This window comes from Geothrix limicola (genome assembly GCF_030268085.1).
Classification (GTDB): domain Bacteria; phylum Acidobacteriota; class Holophagae; order Holophagales; family Holophagaceae; genus Geothrix; species Geothrix limicola.
Genome location: NZ_BSDE01000001.1, coordinates 844,271 through 859,415 on the forward strand (window position 1 = coordinate 844,271; position 15,145 = coordinate 859,415).

A 15,145-nucleotide genomic window follows, 5' to 3' on the forward strand; every position below is an offset into this window, starting at 1 on the left:
TATCACGACCATTGGGTGGATAGACTTCCATGGCTCACCCCAAGCGTAACCAGGATGGGATAGTGGCCGCCCTGTGCAAGGGATCCGCTCGTCTAGCTCTCCATTTCCCCGAGTCTCAGATCGAAGGGGATCCCCGCCCGCTTGCAGGCGGCGATGAAGCTCTCCTTGTCGGGGCACTTGAGGTAGGCCTCCATGGGCTCGACCTTGCGGGCCTGGATGAGATCCATGAGCGCGTCGTTCATGAGCCGCTGTCCGTAGCTGCGACCGGTCTGCATGGCGCTGGCGATCTGGAAGTTCTTGCCTTCGCGGATGAGGTTGGCGATGGCGGGGCTGATGAACAGGGTCTCCAGGGCGGCCACGCGGCCGCCGCCCACGCGCTTGAGCAGCACCTGGCTCACGACGCACTTCAGGGAATCGGCGAGCATCACGCGGATCTGCTGCTGCCGGTCCGCGGGGAACTGATCGACGATGCGGTCGATGGTCCCGATGGCGCTGCTGGTGTGCAGGGTGCCGAAGACGAGGTGGCCCGTGGCGGCGGTCTCCAGGGCGATGGCGATGGTCTCGAGGTCGCGCATCTCGCCCACCAGCACCACGTCGGGATCCTCGCGCAGGGCGGCGCGAAGGCCACTCTTGAAGCTGTCCGTGTGGGTGCCCACCTCGCGCTGGTTCACGAGACAGCCCTTGCGGGGGTGCACGAATTCGATGGGATCCTCGATGGTGAGGATGTGGTCCTTCCGCTTCTGGTTGGCCAGGTCGACGATGGCCGCCAGCGTCGTGGATTTGCCGCTGCCGGTGGGACCGGTGACGAGCACGAGGCCCTTGGACAGGGTCGCCAGGCGGCGCACGGGCTCGGGCAGGCCCAGGCGGTCGGGGTCCGGCAGCTGGTTGGGGATGACGCGGCAGACGAGGCCGGGGCCCACGCGGTCGTGGAAATAGTTCACGCGCAGGCGGCAGCCGCCCGCCTCGTAGGCGTAGGCGAAGTCGGCGTCGTGGTGCTCCTCGAAGCGCTGCCAGGATGCGGGCGTGGCGAGGGCCTCCATCATCTCCAGCAGGGTGGCCGGATCGAGGGCGCCGAAGCCTTCGAGTTCCTTCATGTCGCCGTGGACGCGGATGATGGGCGGCTCGTGGCTGGTGCAGTGCAGGTCCGATCCCTCCTTCTCCAGGAGTGCCGCGAGCAATCGCTCGGCCAGGGGATGGCCCTGGTTCCGGTTCGGCCGTGGCGCGGGCCTGGAAGTGGGCTGAGCTGGAGGTTTTGGGGCAGGTCGCGGCGGGGGCAGGTGAGCCTCGGCCTGGGCCAGCGCCTCCGTCGGCGGAGCTTGGGGCTTGGTGGGCGCGGGAGAGGGGATCGCCAGCTCGATGGGTGCCGGGGCCGGAGCCGCCGGGGTGGGGGGCCTGGTCGAGACGGGTGCCGGACCCTGGTGTTCGGCCTGGATTTGGGGCGTGTCCATGTAGCGGTTGAGGCGGATGTGGAACCGCTGCCCGGCCAGGTCGTAGTCGAATTCGGCCTGCCCCTCCTGCTGCCAGGCGCCCTTGAGCTCGGGGGGCACCACGTCTCCGGCGAGCACGTCCACCATCACGGCGGGCAGGGGGTTGGGCAGCAGGTCCACGGACTCCCCGGACTTCAGCTCCAGGCGGGGCTTCCGGTCGGCCTTCAGTTCCAGCCGGCTGCCAGCCTTCGAGATGACGTGGGTGAGTAGGCGATCCAGCTGGGCCATGGCCGAGAGCTCCTCACAAAACCCCGCAAGGCCGTGCGGTGGGCCGGACGAGCGGTGCGGGGGATTGCGAGTCAAAGCGTAACAGGCGTGGGCGCGGCGGGGCTCGGCTTCGTGGCCTGCGGGCCTCCCACTAGGAGTTCTCCGGCCCTCTGTCAACGCCAAAGGATGGCAGTGATCACAGCCTTCGGGGTTCGGCCCTGGGCCTCAGGCCTGTAGACTGGAATGCACCTTTTCCTGGAGTGAGCATGAACATCCACGAATACCAAGCCAAGGAACTGCTTCGGCTCTACAAAGTGGCCACGCCCGATGGGAAGGTGGCCCAGGATGCCGAAGAAGCGCGGATGATCACCAAGGAATTCGGTGGCGCCAGTGTCGTGAAGGCTCAGATCCACGCCGGGGGCCGCGGCAAGGGCGGCGGCGTCAAGTTCGCCACCGACCCCGACAAGGCCGCCGAGCTCTTCAAGGCCATGCTCGGCATGCAGCTCGTCACCAAGCAGACCGGCCATGAGGGCCGCAAGGTCCGCACGGTGTTCATCTCCAAGCCCATCGACATCGCCCGCGAGCTCTACCTGAGCTTCCTGGTGGACCGCGCCTCCAGCCGCGTGACGGTACTCGCCTCCACCGAGGGTGGCGTGGAAATCGAGGAGGTCGCTGAAAAGACCCCCGAGAAGATCGTCAAGGTGGCCGTGGATCCGGCCCTGGGCCTTTGCGGCTTCCAGGCCCGCCAGGTGGCCTTCGCGCTGGGCCTCGAGGGCGATGCCTTCAAGAAGGGCGTGGTCTTCCTCCAGAACCTCTACAAGCTCTTCGTGGAGAAGGACTGCTCCATGGTGGAGATCAACCCGCTCGTGGTCACCAAGGACGGCGATGTGACTGCCCTGGATGCCAAGATCGGCTTCGATGACAACGCCCTGTTCCGCCACCCCGACGTCCTCGCCTTCCGCGACCTCAACGAAGAGGCCGAGGAGGAAGTGGAAGCCAGCAAGTTCAACCTGAACTTCATCAAGCTGGATGGCCAGATCGGCTGCATGGTCAACGGCGCGGGCCTGGCCATGGGCACCATGGACATCATCAAGTACCACGGCGGTTCGCCGGCCAACTTCCTGGATGTCGGCGGTGGAGCCACCGAGGATGCGGTGAAGAACGCCTTCCGCATCATCCTGCAGGACAGCGCCGTGAAGGCCGTGCTGGTGAACATCTTCGGCGGCATCATGCGCTGCGACATCGTGGCCGCGGGCATTGTGAAAGCCGCGAAGGAGATCGGCATCAAGGTGCCGGTGGTGGTGCGCCTCGAGGGCACCAACGTCGAAGAGGGCAAGCAGATCCTCGCCGACAGCGGCCTGAACCTCATCGTCGCCAAGGACCTGAAGGACGCCGCCGAGAAGGTCGTCGCGTCCATCAAGTAGGGCACGCTATCCGGGGGTTTCGCGCTGCGCGCACACCCCCGGAGCCCCCGATGCTCGCCCGGGCTGAGCCCGTGCTCGCATCCTTCACCCATCCCATGAATCCCCATTTTCGAGAGGTATGACATGGCAGTTCTCGTGGGCAACCACACCAAGCTGATCGTCCAGGGCATCACGGGCCGCGAAGGCCTCTTCCACGCCAAGGGCAGCCGCGACTACGGCACGAACGTGGTGGGCGGCGTGACCCCCGGCAAGGGCGGCACCGAAATCGAAGGCTTCCCCGTCTTCAACACCGTCAAGGAAGCCGTCGCCAAGACGGGCGCCAACGCCACCATGATCTTCGTGCCCCCCGTGGGCGCGGCGGACGCCATCCTCGAGGCCCTGGAAGCGGGCATCGAGCTCATTGTCTGCATCACCGAGGGCATCCCCGTCCTCGACATGGTGAAGGTCAAGCGCGTCCTTCCCGACTACCCCAAGAGCCGCCTCATCGGCCCCAACTGCCCCGGCATCATCAGCCCCGGCCTGGCCAAGATCGGCATCATGCCCGGTCGCATCCACAAGCAGGGCCACGTGGGCGTGGTCAGCCGCTCCGGCACCCTCACCTATGAGGCCGTGGGCCAGCTGACGGCGCTCGGCATCGGCCAGAGCACCTGCATCGGCATTGGCGGTGACCCCGTCAACGGCACCAGCCACATCGATGCCCTGCGCATGTTCCAGGACGACCCCGACACCCACGCCATCATCATGATCGGCGAGATCGGCGGCAGCGCCGAGGAAGAGGCCGCGGAGTTCGTGAAGCAGTACGTCACGAAGCCCGTGGTGGCCTTCATCGCCGGCCAGACGGCCCCTCCGGGGCGCCGCATGGGCCACGCAGGCGCCATCATCTCCGGCGGCAAGGGCACCGCTGCCGAGAAGATGAAGGCCCTCCAGGCCGCGGGCATCACCGTCGTGCAGAGCCCCGCCGACATGGGCAAGGCCCTGGCCGAGCGCCTCAAGTAGTCCCAGTTCCGATCAACGAGACACCAAGCGGCGAAGGCGACTTCGTGCTTGGTGTCTTCGCGTGTGGGGCCTTCCCGAAGGCATGAGCCTCATCAGATGATGTTCGTATGATGACATTGACTGAGACTCGATCCGAACCGCGCCCCAACAGGCGCAAGGGCGCCTTCCTGCGGAACCTGCGGCGTTTCCATGCCTGGGTGGGCCTGAGCGGGGCCGCCTTCGGCCTGCTGTTCGGCCTGACGGGCTTCCTCATGAGCCACCGCTCGGTGATGAAGATCGAGGCGGGCGCGGTGGAGGAGCACAAGGTCCAGATCGAGCTGGACCGCCCGCCCGCTTCCATCGAGGAACTGGCCTCCGGTCTGGCTGCGCGGTTCCAGGTGCCCCTGTCCCGGCTGCGCTGGCGCGTGCAGGCGCCCAGACCCGCGCGCTTCGGGGGCCAGCAGGTGACGGCGGCGCCGCAGTGGATGGTGATGGTCAGCGGCCACGCCCACTTCGCCCGCGCCACCTACCTGCCGGGCAACCGCACGGTGGACCTGGAACGCAGCGACGCGAATCTCGTCGAGACCCTGGAGCGCCTGCACAAATCGGATGGCGGCCAGGCGGGCTGGATCCTGCTGGTGGACTGCTTCGCGGGAGGGCTGGTCTTCCTCACGCTGAGCGGGACCCTGCTCTGGACCCGCCTCGCCGGTCCGCGCCTGCTCTCGGTCGGCCTGGCCCTGAGCGGGGGCCTGGCGGCGGTTCTCATCGCCTCCCGGGCCTGGTGAGCCTATGCTGCAGACGGAGGCCCCATGCTGATCTCCCGGGAAATGGTCCTGGACATGGACATCGGCCTGAACGCCGCCCTCTTCGGCGGCGACATGATGGCGCGCATGGACAAGGTGGCGGGCATCGCGGCCTCGCTGCTGTCGCGCAACCGGCGCTTCCTCACCCTCAAGGTTTCGGAGCTGGTCTTCCACAGTCCCGTCCGGGCCGGGGAGATCATCGAGTTCTACGTGGGCATCAGCCGCCAGGGGCGCACGAGCCTCACCCTGCAAATCGAGGTCCAGGTCTACGAGCCCGTCTCGGACCGGCGCCGGGACGTGACCAGCGGGGAATTCGTGATGGTGGCCGTGGATGAATCCCTGCATCCGATCCTCATCCAGTGGAAGCCGGAGATGGTTCAGGTGGCGGCCCAGGCCCATGCGGACCGACATCCGGGTTGAACCGGATTCCGGGTGGACGGGTCCTGATCCGCGTATCCTTGTGGCATGACGGACCTCATCAAGGCTCACCTGGATCACCGGCGCGTATGGCGGGACTTCGACTACTGTTATCCCGTGATTTCACGGCGCAGCCACGGCCTGAGCCTGGGCGTGAACCTGAATCCCGACAAAGTCTGCAATTTCGATTGCGTCTACTGCGAGGTGGACCGCCTGACGCCACCCAAGCGGAAGGATCTCGATCTGGAGGCCCTGGAGCGGGAGCTGGGCCTGCTGATGGACCTCGCCACCAGCGGTGAGATCTACGACATCCCTCCCTTTGATTCGGCCCGCCCCGAGCATCGCCGCCTCAATGACATCGCCTTCAGCGGCGACGGGGAACCCACCACGGTCCGCGAGTTCGCGGAAGCGGTGGCCCGCGTCGCCGAGATCAAGAAACGGCGGGGGCTGGACCTGGTGAAGCTCGTGCTCATCACGGATTCCAGCCGTCTGCAGGCGCCCGACGTGGTCAAGGGGCTCGACATCATGATGGCCCACCAGGGGGAGGTCTGGGCCAAGCTCGACGCGGGCACCGAGGCCTACTACCGCGAGATCTGCCGCAGCCAGGTCCCCTTCGAACGCATCCTCGACAACCTGCTGGCCACGGCCCGCCGCTGGCCCATCCTCATCCAGACGCTCTTCCTCGAATGGCAGGGGCAGGGGCCTGGGGGCGCGGAGCTGGAGGCCTACTGCCAGCGCCTGGAACACATCCTGGCCCAGGGCGGACAGCTCCAGGCCATCCAGCTCTACACGGTGGCCCGGCCCACGCCCGAGCCCGAGGCGCGGCCGTTGCGTCGCCTCGAAATGGACGCCATCGCGGCGAGCCTGCGGGGCCGGCTTCCGAACCTGCCGGTGGAGGTCTACTACGGTCCGGAGGAGTGGGCCTGATGCGCCGGAGGCACCTGGGCACGGCCCTCCTGCTGGGCCTCGCCTGCCTCGGATGTCGCAACCGGGCGGTGAAACCCGCGCCGCCGCCCCCCGTGTCGCTCAGCCTGGTGGCCGTCGGGGACATCCTCATGCACCAGGATGTGAAGCAGGCCGCCGCCCAGGCACCCGAGGGGTTCCCCGCGCTGTGGGCCGATCTGGTGCCCCTGTTCCAGGGCGCGGACCTGGCCTTCGGGAACCTGGAGACGCCCGTGGCACCAAGCACCGGCCGGCCGGGCGTCCCCTTCCAGTTCAACGCGCCGGAAGGCCTGCCGGCAGCCCTGCGTGCCAGCGGATTCACGGTGCTTTCCACGGCCAACAACCACGCCTTCGACCAGGGCCCCCGGGGCGTTCGCGAGACCCTGGAGCGCCTGAGGACGGAACGCCTGGTGGCCGTCGGCAGCGGCGAGGATCGCGCCCAGGCGGAAACCACGCGGATCGTCGAACGCCACGGCCTCCGCGTGGCCTTTCTCGGGTTCACCGACCTCTTCAACCTGGATCTGAACCGGCGCGCCACCGAGCCCTGGGTGCGGCCCATGGATCTGGAACCCGCCCTTCGGGCCGTGCGGGAGGCGAGGGCCCAGGCGGATCTCGTCGTCGTGAGCGTGCACTGGGGCAACGAGTACCAGCACACGCCCACGAAGCGGCAGCGGGACCTCGCCCGCGCCCTGGTGGGCGCGGGCTGCGACGTGATCCTGGGTCATCACCCCCACGTGCTCCAGCCCGCGGAGCTGCTGGAGGTCGAGGGTCGCAAGGCCCTTGTGGCCTACTCCCTGGGCAACTTCATCAGCAACCAGGACCGGATGTACCGTGCGGATCTCTTTCCCGTGGCCGAAGGGGACAACCGCGACGGCGCGGCGCTGAAGGTGCGTTTCGAACAAAGGCCCGGTGGCGACGGGCGGAATCGTTTAAGCCTGGCCGGAGCCTCGGTCGAGCCGCTCTGGACCGAAAACAACTGGGGTTCCCCTGCTCGCCGGGAGATCCGCGTGATCCGCGTGGGAGCCGCTGAGTCCCGCGTCCGTGCCGAACTCGACCGGCTGGCCGATCCCATCGAAGGGCCCAAGGCGGCGGCGGACGAGGCCCAGCGCAGGAAGGCCATCCTCGAAAAGCAGGAGTATCTGCGCACCCTCATCCTGCGGCGGAAGCGCGTGGCAGAGGTGGTCGGCGAAGCCTTTGTGATGGCGCCCTAGAGAGCCTCGAACGAACGCAAGCCGCGTCCCTGCGTTGACTCTGGCCGGATTCCGCGCCGACAATGGCCCATCCTCCCGGGAGCAGTCATGACGGACCGTGTTCTTCGGAAAGCCGCATTGTCGTTGGTTCTTTCGCTCATGGTTGGTGGCCTCGGGGCGGCCCCGCCTCCGGCCCAGGTCTATCCGGTCCAGGAACAGTTCGTCGACAGTGGCGGCGTCTTGATCTACGTGAAGACGGTGGGGAAGGGGGATCCGCTCATCCTGCTGCACGGCGGGCCCGGCGCCACCCACGAGTATCTGCTGCCCCACCTGCTTCCCCTCGCGCGGCACAACCGCCTCGTGTTCATCGACGAGCGGGGTTCGGGCCGCTCCCAGAAGCTGGAGGATGCCACCCGCTACACCACGGAGGCCATGGCCGACGACGTGGAGGCCGTGCGGAAGGCCCTGGGCCTGGGGAAGGTCTCGGTGCTCGGCCATTCCTGCGGCGGCGTGCTGGCCCAGGCCTATGCGCTGAAGTATCCCGCCAACCTCTCCCACTTGGTTCTGTGCAGCACCTTCCATTCCGCCAGGGCCATGAACGAGGTGTTCCGGAAGATGAAGGAGAAGATGCCACCGGAGCTCCGCGCTTCCATCGACCGCATGGAGGCCGAAGGCCTCTTCGGCAAGGGCAGGCCGTACGAGCGCGGCCGCTACACGGCCGAGTATGCGGAGGCGGCCTGGGGCCAGGGCTACTTCCCCTACCTGTATGGCGCGCGTCCGGATCCGCGCTTCGAAGCCTCGAATGCGGGGCCGGACGATTGGGCCGTCTACCGGGAAATGTGGGGTTCCCACGGGGAGTTCGTCATCGATGGCAACCTCACTTCCGTGGAATATGCCGACCGGCTTCCGGGGCTCAAGATGCCCACCCTGATCACGGTCGGGGACCACGATGAATGCGATCCCTCGCTGGCCCGCGAGATGAACCGCCTGATCCCGGGCTCCCGCCTCGTCGTGCTTCCCAACAGCGGGCACATGACCTTCGTGGATCAGCCGAAGGCCTTCCTTGAGGCGGTGGACGGCTTCCTCCACCCCGCCCGGACCCGCTAGGCCGGAGCCCTAATTCAGGCCCAGTTCTCCACGATGCGCGTGCAGCACGCCGATGATGCGCGCGAGGTGCTCGTCTTCGGTGCCGCCGATGGCTTCGATGAGCATCCGCAGCCCCTCGGCCACTTCGAAACGATCGACGCCCGCGGCGAAGGCCTTGTCCTTCAGCTTCTTCTTCACGCTCTTGGGCTCCAGGCCTTCGGTGCGGGTGGGGCGCACGAGGGCGCAGGCCATGACGAAGCCCGTGATTTCGTCGGAGGCGAGCAGCGCCTTGTCCAGCAGGCTCTCGTAGGGCACCTGCCAGCGTGTGTAGTGGGCGCTGATGGCGTGGGCGATGTCTTCGTCACCACGCGCCCGAAGCCAGGCCACGATGCGCCGGGGATGTTCCTCGGGCCAGGAATCGTAGTCCGCGTCGTGCAGCAGTCCCGCCAGGCCGAAGCGCTCCACATCCTGGTCGAGTCCGGTGGCGAGGTCGCGCATGACCAGCTCCACGGCGCGGGCGTGCACGCGCAGCTTGTCCGAGGGCGTCCAGTCGCAGAGCAGCTGCCAGGCTTCGTCGCGGGTCAGCATCCGGGCACCCTCAGGGAATGAAGATCGTGGGCATGGGCGCGCCGGGTTCCGGATCGCCGGAGTAGCGGACGCCTTCGAGGAAGAGCCCCGAGGAGGGCGCGGCTTTCGCGCCCCAGTAGAGGTTGGCCGCCTCGGTGGGGTTCCGGAGATCCTCCTGCACCCGCCGCGGCTCTTCCTCGCCGAGGGCGCAGGCCACGGAAGCTCCGACCATGCGGCGCACCTGGCGGCGGTAGAAGTGGGTGGCGCGGACCCGCAGCAGGACGAGCGATCCGGACTCGGACACCTCGCAGCGCAACAGGCGGGAACGGCCATCCTCCTCGGTATCGAGGTCCGCGAAGGCCGACACGTCCTGATCGCCCTCGAAGGCACCCCAGGCGCGCTGGAGGCGATCCAGGTCCAGGTTGCGCTTCACCCACCAGATCCAGGGCTTGCCGAAGGCGCTGCGGCGCCGGCTGATCTGGTAGAGGTAGGTGCGGTCGACGGCATCGTGGCGCGCATGGAAGCGCGGCGGGCAGGTGCGGATGTCGCGGATGGCGATGTCCTGGGGCAGGGCGCTGTCCAGAATGCGCCGCAGCTCACCGGGGCGGGGTGCGCCCTTGGCCTCCAGGTGGAGGTGGGCCACCTGGCCGAGGGCATGCACGCCGGCGTCGGTGCGGCCCGCGCCACCCAGATAGACGAGGCGCAGGCCGGCCTCGTGGATGACGTGCTCCAGGCTGCCCGCCACGGTGCGCACGCCTTCGCGGGACTGCTTGGCGCCCTGCTTCTGCCAGCCCTGGAATCGGCTTCCGTCGTATTCGATCAGCAGCCTGAAAGCGGCCAGGGGGGCGGATCTCATGGCCATGTCAGCGTCCGATGACGGCCTTGACGGCCTCGATCAAGGTGGCGGGGTCGTGGATGGGCTTGGCGATGTAACCCTCGGCCCCCGTCAGTTCCAGGTATTTCTCTCGGTCGCCGAACATGGCGTGGGCCGTGGCCAGCAGCACGGGGATGTGGCGCGTGGCCTCGTCCTTCTTTAGCAGCTGGGTGATGAAGATGCCATCGACCTTGGAACCTTCGTAGCTGGACCGGGAGAGGCTGACATCCATGATCACGGCGGCCAGATCCGCTTCGCGGGCGAGGCGGAGGATCTCCTCCACCTCTTCCGAGACGAGCACCTCGTACCCGCCCTTTTTGACGAGCACGGTCTGGATGAATTTCACATTGATGGGGTCGTCCTCGACGAGGAGGATCCGGTTGGACATGAACGCCTCAGTTGTTTCAGCCTATCGACAGTCAGTGGTAACTGCCAAACTTTTGCTGAGTTTCCAAGCGTTCGAGGAGGTCGTCGGGCACCTGCAGCCCGCCCCGTCCGCGGCCCAGGCGCAGGCCCGGCTTGTTGGCGCCGTGGTAGTCGCTCCCGCCCGTGACGACCATGCCGAGGCGCGCCGCCAGGGCCACGAAATACTTCTGCTCGGCGGCTCGGTACTCGCCGTAATAGCCTTCGAGGCCCTCGACGCCCCTGCGCTGCAGATCCGCCATGGCCTCGTCCCAGCGGAAGCCCTTGCCGCCGAAGCGCCCGGGATGCGCGACCACGGGCACACCGCCGGCCTCGCGGATCCAGCGGGTGGCTTCTTCGGGACTCAGCTCCTCCCTCGGCACGAAGCCCGGGCAATCATCGCCGATGAGCCGCTCGAAGGCCTCCTGGGGGCGGCGCACGAAGCCCCGGGCGGCGAGCGCCTTGGCGAAGTGGACGCGAGAGAGCAGGGGGGTATCGGCCTGGGCCTGCACGTCCTCGCGGGTCACGGGACAGCCCAGCTCAGCCAGGCGCGTGAGCATGCGGCCGTTGCGATCGTCACGGCGTCCGCGCAGTTCTTCCAGCCGCGCCTGGAAGCGGGCGTCCGCAGGGTCGACGAGCAGGCCGAGCACATGGAGTGACTGGCCCAGGAAGCGGCAGCTCAGTTCGGTACCCACCAGCAGGCGCACCTTCACGCGGGGCTGCATGGCGAGGAAGTCGGGGATGCCGCCGAGGGTGTCGTGATCGGTGAGGCAGAGGGCCGTCAGCCGCGCCTCTTCGCCGAGCAGGGCGAGTTGCTCGGGCGTGTCCGTTCCGTCGGAATGGAAGGTGTGGCAGTGGAGGTCGATCACAGTGTCAGGGCTCGGATGCCGGTGGAGAGAGGTTCTTGTTGGCGCGGTAGAGCGCGGCCAGCAGCACGGCGACGGCCTGGAACAGCTCGGGGGGGATGAGCCGGTTCAGATCCAGGGGTTCGAGGGCGGAGAGCAGATCCGGATCCTTCGACACCGAGACGCCATGCTGTTTCGCCAACTCAAGAATGCGCTCGGCCAGCAGTCCCTGGCCCTTGGCGACGAGGCGGGGCGCGGCGTCCTGGAAGGGCGCCTCCGGCCGGTACCGCAGGGCGGCGGCGCGGGGGCGGGCGGTTCCGGGACGGGCTGCTGGACGAGCCATGGGCCCTTATCGGTCGATTCGGCTACTGGACGAAGTTGGCGGCGCTCTGGGCGTCGTCGGCGGGCTCTTCCATGGCCAGGCGGCGGAACAGCTTCACGTCGGCCAGGGAGAGGATGCTCATGTAGGAGAAGCCGCTGAAGAACAGCCAGAGGAAGGGCACGGAGGCCCACTTGCGGATGTAGATGGCCACCAGCACCGCGCCGAAGTAGTAGATGGCGAAGCCCAGTTCGAGGAAGGTCATGAGGCTCTTGGGCACCTTGTAGGCGCGCTTGGTGACCGACTTGCCGTTGGCGTCCACGCCGTACTTGGGGGTGCGCTTGAATTCCTTGTCGTCGGTGAAGAAGCCTTCCAGCACGGCCTTGGCCTGGTTGAGCGCGAGGCCGATGCCCAGGCCCATGAGGCCGGGGATGTACTTCAGGCGGCGCAGCCAGCCCGTGTTGTCCGTCAGTTCCTTCTGGGAGAGGCCGAAGTAGAGGCCGACGCTCACGGCGTTCAACAGGAAGAAGGGGCCGTCCGTCAGCAGGAGGATGTGCACGGGGGTGCCGGCCCGGAAGATCATGGCGGGCACCATGATGATGGAGAGCACCACCATCAGCATGTAGTTGCAGTTGGCCGTCAGGTGGAACCAGCACTCCAGCTTGGTGTGCAGGCTCTCGTTGGACTTCCAGATGGTCTTCATCAGCTTGCGGATGACCTGGGCGTTGCCCTTGGCCCAGCGGTGCTGCTGGCTCTTGAAGGCATTGACCTCGACGGGCAGCTCGGCGGGGACGACGAGATCCTTGAGGTAGACGCCCTTCCAGCCCTTGAGCTGGGCGCGGTAGGAGAGATCCGCATCCTCGGTGATGGTGTCGTGCTCCCAGCCGCCCGCATCGGCGATGGCGGAAACGCGCCACATGCCGGCGGTGCCACTGAAGTTGAAGAAGGCTTTGGAGCGGTGGCGGGCCGTGTGCTCGAAGACGAAGTGGCCGTCGAGCAGGATGGCCTGCACCTGGGTCAGCAGGGAGAACTCGCGGTTGAGGTGGGCCCAGCAGCCCTGGACGAAGGCGACCTTCTCATTGGCGAAGTGGGGGACGGCCTTGCGGAGGAAGTCTTCGGTGGGGAGGAAGTCGGCGTCGAACATGGCCACCAACTCGCCTTTGGCGACCTTGAGGCCTTCGGAGAGGGCGCCGGCCTTGAAGCCCGTGCGGTCCGTCCGGTGCAGGTAGTGGATGTCGAAGCCGAGGGCCTTGTAGCGGTCGCACACGGCGCTGGCGACCTTCACGGTGTCGTCCGTGGAGTCGTCGAGCACCTGGATCTCGAGCTTCTCCTTGGGCCAGTCCATCTTCACGACGTGGTCCATGAGCCGCTCGATGACGTTCATCTCGTTGAACACGGCCAGCTGCACCGTGACCACGGGAAGGTAGCTCTCGTCGCCCTGGGGCTGAGGCACGTCCTTCTTGTGGCGGAAGTAGAGCAGGAGCATCCAGAGGCGGTGAGCCCCGTAGACACTCAGGATGCTGAGCAGCGTGAAGTAGGTCACGAGCACGACGGTTTTGACGAATTCCATCACGGAATACACCCCCCACAGCCCGGGTCGGCGGGCCTGCTTTATTGTGTCAGTTGTTCTTGGAAAATCCACGAAAAACCTAACAATCTACCGTCACATCTCCGAAGCGTCCGGTAGGATGGCAAGCATGGGTGATATCGACAACCTCAACTTCCCCAGATCGATCGGCCGGTACCAGGTCCTGCGGCTGCTGGGTTCGGGGGCCATGGGAAGCGTCGTCCTGGCCGAGGATCCCCGGATCAAGCGCAAGGTGGCCATCAAGCTCATGAAGCTGGACGCCGTGCGCACCGAGGCGGACCAGCATGAATATCTCGCGCGTTTTCAACGAGAAGCGGAAGTCTCCGGGCTCCTGAACCACCCGGGCATCGTGGCCATCTACGACGTGGGCGAGGTGGAGGGCCACGGGCCCTTCCTGGCCATGGAGTTCGTGCCGGGCAAGCCCCTGGACGGGCTCATGAAGAACGGCCCGGCCCTGAGCCTCAAGGAGAAGCTCCGGATCACCGTGGGTTTGGCCGAGGCCCTCGATCACGCCCATGCCAAGGGGATCGTCCATCGGGATGTGAAGCCCGGCAACGTGATGGTCAGTGAGGACGGGCGCCCCAAGCTGATGGATTTCGGCATCGCCAAGCGAGAGGATGCCAGCCTCACCCAGACGGGCACCTTCCTGGGCACGCCCAGCTACGCGAGCCCCGAACAGATCCGGGAAGGCACCGTCGACAACCGCTCCGACATCTTCAGCTTCGGCGTGCTGGTCTTCGAGCTCATGAGCGGCCAGTCTCCGTTTCCGGGCACCTCCATCAACACGATCCTCTATCGCATCGTGAACGAGCCGCCCATCGAGGTGAATCCCCCGGTGCTGGGCCTGCTTCCGGAAGGCTGGCGCCGCGTCTTCGACAAGGTGCTCGCCAAGCAGCCGAGCGACCGCCATCCCTCCTGCCTTGCCTTCGCGCGCGACCTGCTGGACGTGGTGGTGGAACTGGGCAAGGACGATCGCCGCGAGATCATGGGACTGATGGGCATCAACGGCGATGCCAGCATCCCCGAAATCAAGTCGACCTCCTTCGACGAAACCATGGTGGTGCCCCCGGCCGACCATCACAGGCGCAGCTGGCTCTGGATCGCACCCCTGGCCCTGGCCTTCGTGGTGGGCACGGGCTGGTTCCTGTTCCGGGGCTCCAAGGGAACCCGGCTCCAGATCGATTCCCTGCCTGCAGGTGCCAAGGTCTTCGTGAATGACCTGCCCGTGGGCAGCACGCCCATGAATCAGCCCCTGACCGCCGGAGACAAGCTGCGCCTCGAGCTGAAGGGCTATCTGCCAGTCGTCTACGAGGTCAAGCCCAACCAGGCGCCCTCGGCCTTCCCGATGCAGCCGATCATCAACGAGGAACTGGTGGATTCCACGCCGCAGGGGGCCACCGTCGTCATCGATGAAAAGGCCCTCGAGGGCGTGACGCCCCTGAAGGTGCGCTGGAACCAGGGCCAGACCCACCGATTGACCCTCACCCTCGGGAAGCTGATCTACGCCGCGGATTTCGGCCCCGGCGAAGTGCCCAGCGGGCGGGCCTTCGAATTGAAGGAAGCCGCCACGTCGGAGACGCGCCAGGAGCCGCCGCTGGATCCCAACGCTCCCGGCAGCCTGAAACTGGCCGGAGGCTTCAGTGTCCGCGTGAAGGTGGATGGCAAGGACCAGGGTGAACTCGGCCCCGGTTCGAAACTGCCGCTCACTCCGGGGAGTCACCGCCTCGACCTGGCGAGCCCCAGGCACTACTACAAGGATTCCCGCACCGTCTCGATCATCGCGGGCCAGACCGCCACGTTGACGCTGCCCGGCCTCGCCACGCTGACCGTGGAAACCTTCCCGGGCACCGGCAAGGTGTTCGTGGACGATCAGGACACGGGCATCGAAAGCGACGGCAGCAGTGTCCAGGTGGCCCAGGGGCGCCACAACGTGTCCGTGCGCGGCCCGAAGGGCATCAAGCACCAGACCGTGGACCTCACCGGAGACAAGGGGCTGAAGTTCCCACTTTGATCACCCGC

15 protein-coding genes are annotated in these 15,145 nt (G+C 66.9%); 8 read left to right on the forward strand and 7 right to left on the reverse strand.

Annotated elements, in window-relative coordinates; genetic code table 11:
- Positions 1–92: 92 nt before the first annotated feature.
- Positions 93–1,715 (reverse strand): type IV pilus twitching motility protein PilT, encoded by a 1,623-nt coding sequence (locus QSJ34_RS03555; RefSeq protein ID WP_285570423.1) that lies wholly within the window; start codon positions 1,713–1,715, stop codon positions 93–95.
- A gap of 245 nt (positions 1,716–1,960) precedes the next feature.
- Here QSJ34_RS03555 and sucC point away from each other — a divergent pair, with 245 nt between their 5' ends.
- The 7 genes from sucC to QSJ34_RS03590 all read left to right on the forward strand — a co-directional run bounded on the left by sucC (position 1,961) and on the right by QSJ34_RS03590 (position 8,552).
- Positions 1,961–3,118, forward strand: coding sequence for an ADP-forming succinate--CoA ligase subunit beta (gene sucC / locus QSJ34_RS03560; protein ID WP_285570426.1), 1,158 nt, complete (start codon positions 1,961–1,963; stop codon positions 3,116–3,118).
- A gap of 123 nt (positions 3,119–3,241) precedes the next feature.
- Positions 3,242–4,114: a succinate--CoA ligase subunit alpha gene (sucD, locus tag QSJ34_RS03565; RefSeq protein WP_285570429.1), complete on the forward strand. Its 873-nt coding sequence runs from the start codon at positions 3,242–3,244 to the stop codon at positions 4,112–4,114.
- Positions 4,115–4,221: 107 nt separating this feature from the next.
- Positions 4,222–4,878 carry a PepSY-associated TM helix domain-containing protein gene (locus QSJ34_RS03570; RefSeq protein WP_285570432.1) on the forward strand — a complete coding sequence of 219 codons (657 nt, stop codon included), beginning with the start codon at positions 4,222–4,224 and terminating at the stop codon, positions 4,876–4,878.
- 24 nt (positions 4,879–4,902) lie between these two features.
- Positions 4,903–5,316, forward strand: a complete 414-nt coding sequence (locus QSJ34_RS03575) for an acyl-CoA thioesterase (protein WP_285570435.1) — start codon at positions 4,903–4,905, stop codon at positions 5,314–5,316.
- 45 nt (positions 5,317–5,361) lie between these two features.
- Positions 5,362–6,240 carry a radical SAM protein gene (locus QSJ34_RS03580; protein ID WP_285570438.1) on the forward strand — a complete coding sequence of 293 codons (879 nt, stop codon included), beginning with the start codon at positions 5,362–5,364 and terminating at the stop codon, positions 6,238–6,240.
- Positions 6,240–7,466, forward strand: a complete 1,227-nt coding sequence (locus tag QSJ34_RS03585; protein WP_285570440.1) for a CapA family protein — start codon at positions 6,240–6,242, stop codon at positions 7,464–7,466. The genes QSJ34_RS03580 and QSJ34_RS03585 overlap by 1 nt, the downstream gene beginning before the upstream one ends.
- Positions 7,467–7,553: 87 nt before the next feature.
- Positions 7,554–8,552: a proline iminopeptidase-family hydrolase gene (locus QSJ34_RS03590; protein ID WP_285570443.1), complete on the forward strand. Its 999-nt coding sequence runs from the start codon at positions 7,554–7,556 to the stop codon at positions 8,550–8,552.
- 9 nt (positions 8,553–8,561) lie between these two features.
- On the opposite strand, the gene QSJ34_RS03595 is transcribed toward QSJ34_RS03590, so the two are convergent.
- Genes QSJ34_RS03595 through QSJ34_RS03620 form a run of 6 tightly spaced genes read right to left on the reverse strand, consistent with a single transcriptional unit; the run spans position 8,562 to position 13,108 of the window.
- Entirely contained in the window at positions 8,562–9,119 is a 558-nt protein-coding gene (locus tag QSJ34_RS03595) for an HD domain-containing protein (protein ID WP_285570445.1), read from the reverse strand.
- 10 nt (positions 9,120–9,129) lie between these two features.
- Positions 9,130–9,960, reverse strand: coding sequence for a tRNA pseudouridine synthase A (locus QSJ34_RS03600; RefSeq protein WP_285570448.1), 831 nt, complete (start codon positions 9,958–9,960; stop codon positions 9,130–9,132).
- Position 9,961: 1 nt separating this feature from the next.
- Positions 9,962–10,360 carry a response regulator gene (locus QSJ34_RS03605; RefSeq protein ID WP_285570450.1) on the reverse strand — a complete coding sequence of 133 codons (399 nt, stop codon included), beginning with the start codon at positions 10,358–10,360 and terminating at the stop codon, positions 9,962–9,964.
- A gap of 31 nt (positions 10,361–10,391) precedes the next feature.
- Positions 10,392–11,243, reverse strand: a complete 852-nt coding sequence (locus QSJ34_RS03610; protein WP_285570453.1) for a PHP domain-containing protein — start codon at positions 11,241–11,243, stop codon at positions 10,392–10,394.
- Between the two features lie 4 nt (positions 11,244–11,247).
- Complete coding sequence (locus QSJ34_RS03615; protein ID WP_285570456.1) at positions 11,248–11,562, reverse strand: EscU/YscU/HrcU family type III secretion system export apparatus switch protein; 315 nt, start codon at positions 11,560–11,562, stop codon at positions 11,248–11,250.
- 22 nt (positions 11,563–11,584) lie between these two features.
- On the reverse strand, positions 11,585–13,108 hold the full coding sequence (locus QSJ34_RS03620; RefSeq protein WP_285570458.1) for a cellulose synthase family protein: 1,524 nt from the start codon (positions 13,106–13,108) through the stop codon (positions 11,585–11,587).
- A gap of 127 nt (positions 13,109–13,235) precedes the next feature.
- Here QSJ34_RS03620 and QSJ34_RS03625 point away from each other — a divergent pair, with 127 nt between their 5' ends.
- The gene (locus tag QSJ34_RS03625) at positions 13,236–15,137 is read left to right on the forward strand and encodes a serine/threonine-protein kinase (protein ID WP_285570461.1); all 1,902 of its coding nucleotides are present in this window, start codon (positions 13,236–13,238) and stop codon (positions 15,135–15,137) included.
- Positions 15,138–15,145 lie beyond the last annotated feature (8 nt).

Bases quoted from the DNA above. Each gene is read 5' to 3' on its own strand.
- QSJ34_RS03555 (WP_285570423.1), bottom strand. From the start codon at position 1,715: ATGGCCCAGCTGGATCGCCTACTCACCCACGTCATCTCGAAGGCTGGC.
- sucC (WP_285570426.1), top strand. From the start codon at position 1,961: ATGAACATCCACGAATACCAAGCCAAGGAACTGCTTCGGCTCTACAAA.
- sucD (WP_285570429.1), top strand. From the start codon at position 3,242: ATGGCAGTTCTCGTGGGCAACCACACCAAGCTGATCGTCCAGGGCATC.
- QSJ34_RS03570 (WP_285570432.1), top strand. From the start codon at position 4,222: ATGATGACATTGACTGAGACTCGATCCGAACCGCGCCCCAACAGGCGC.
- QSJ34_RS03575 (WP_285570435.1), top strand. From the start codon at position 4,903: ATGCTGATCTCCCGGGAAATGGTCCTGGACATGGACATCGGCCTGAAC.
- QSJ34_RS03580 (WP_285570438.1), top strand. From the start codon at position 5,362: ATGACGGACCTCATCAAGGCTCACCTGGATCACCGGCGCGTATGGCGG.
- QSJ34_RS03585 (WP_285570440.1), top strand. From the start codon at position 6,240: ATGCGCCGGAGGCACCTGGGCACGGCCCTCCTGCTGGGCCTCGCCTGC.
- QSJ34_RS03590 (WP_285570443.1), top strand. From the start codon at position 7,554: ATGACGGACCGTGTTCTTCGGAAAGCCGCATTGTCGTTGGTTCTTTCG.
- QSJ34_RS03595 (WP_285570445.1), bottom strand. From the start codon at position 9,119: ATGCTGACCCGCGACGAAGCCTGGCAGCTGCTCTGCGACTGGACGCCC.
- QSJ34_RS03600 (WP_285570448.1), bottom strand. From the start codon at position 9,960: ATGGCCATGAGATCCGCCCCCCTGGCCGCTTTCAGGCTGCTGATCGAA.
- QSJ34_RS03605 (WP_285570450.1), bottom strand. From the start codon at position 10,360: ATGTCCAACCGGATCCTCCTCGTCGAGGACGACCCCATCAATGTGAAA.
- QSJ34_RS03615 (WP_285570456.1), bottom strand. From the start codon at position 11,562: ATGGCTCGTCCAGCAGCCCGTCCCGGAACCGCCCGCCCCCGCGCCGCC.
- QSJ34_RS03620 (WP_285570458.1), bottom strand. From the start codon at position 13,108: ATGGAATTCGTCAAAACCGTCGTGCTCGTGACCTACTTCACGCTGCTC.
- QSJ34_RS03625 (WP_285570461.1), top strand. From the start codon at position 13,236: ATGGGTGATATCGACAACCTCAACTTCCCCAGATCGATCGGCCGGTAC.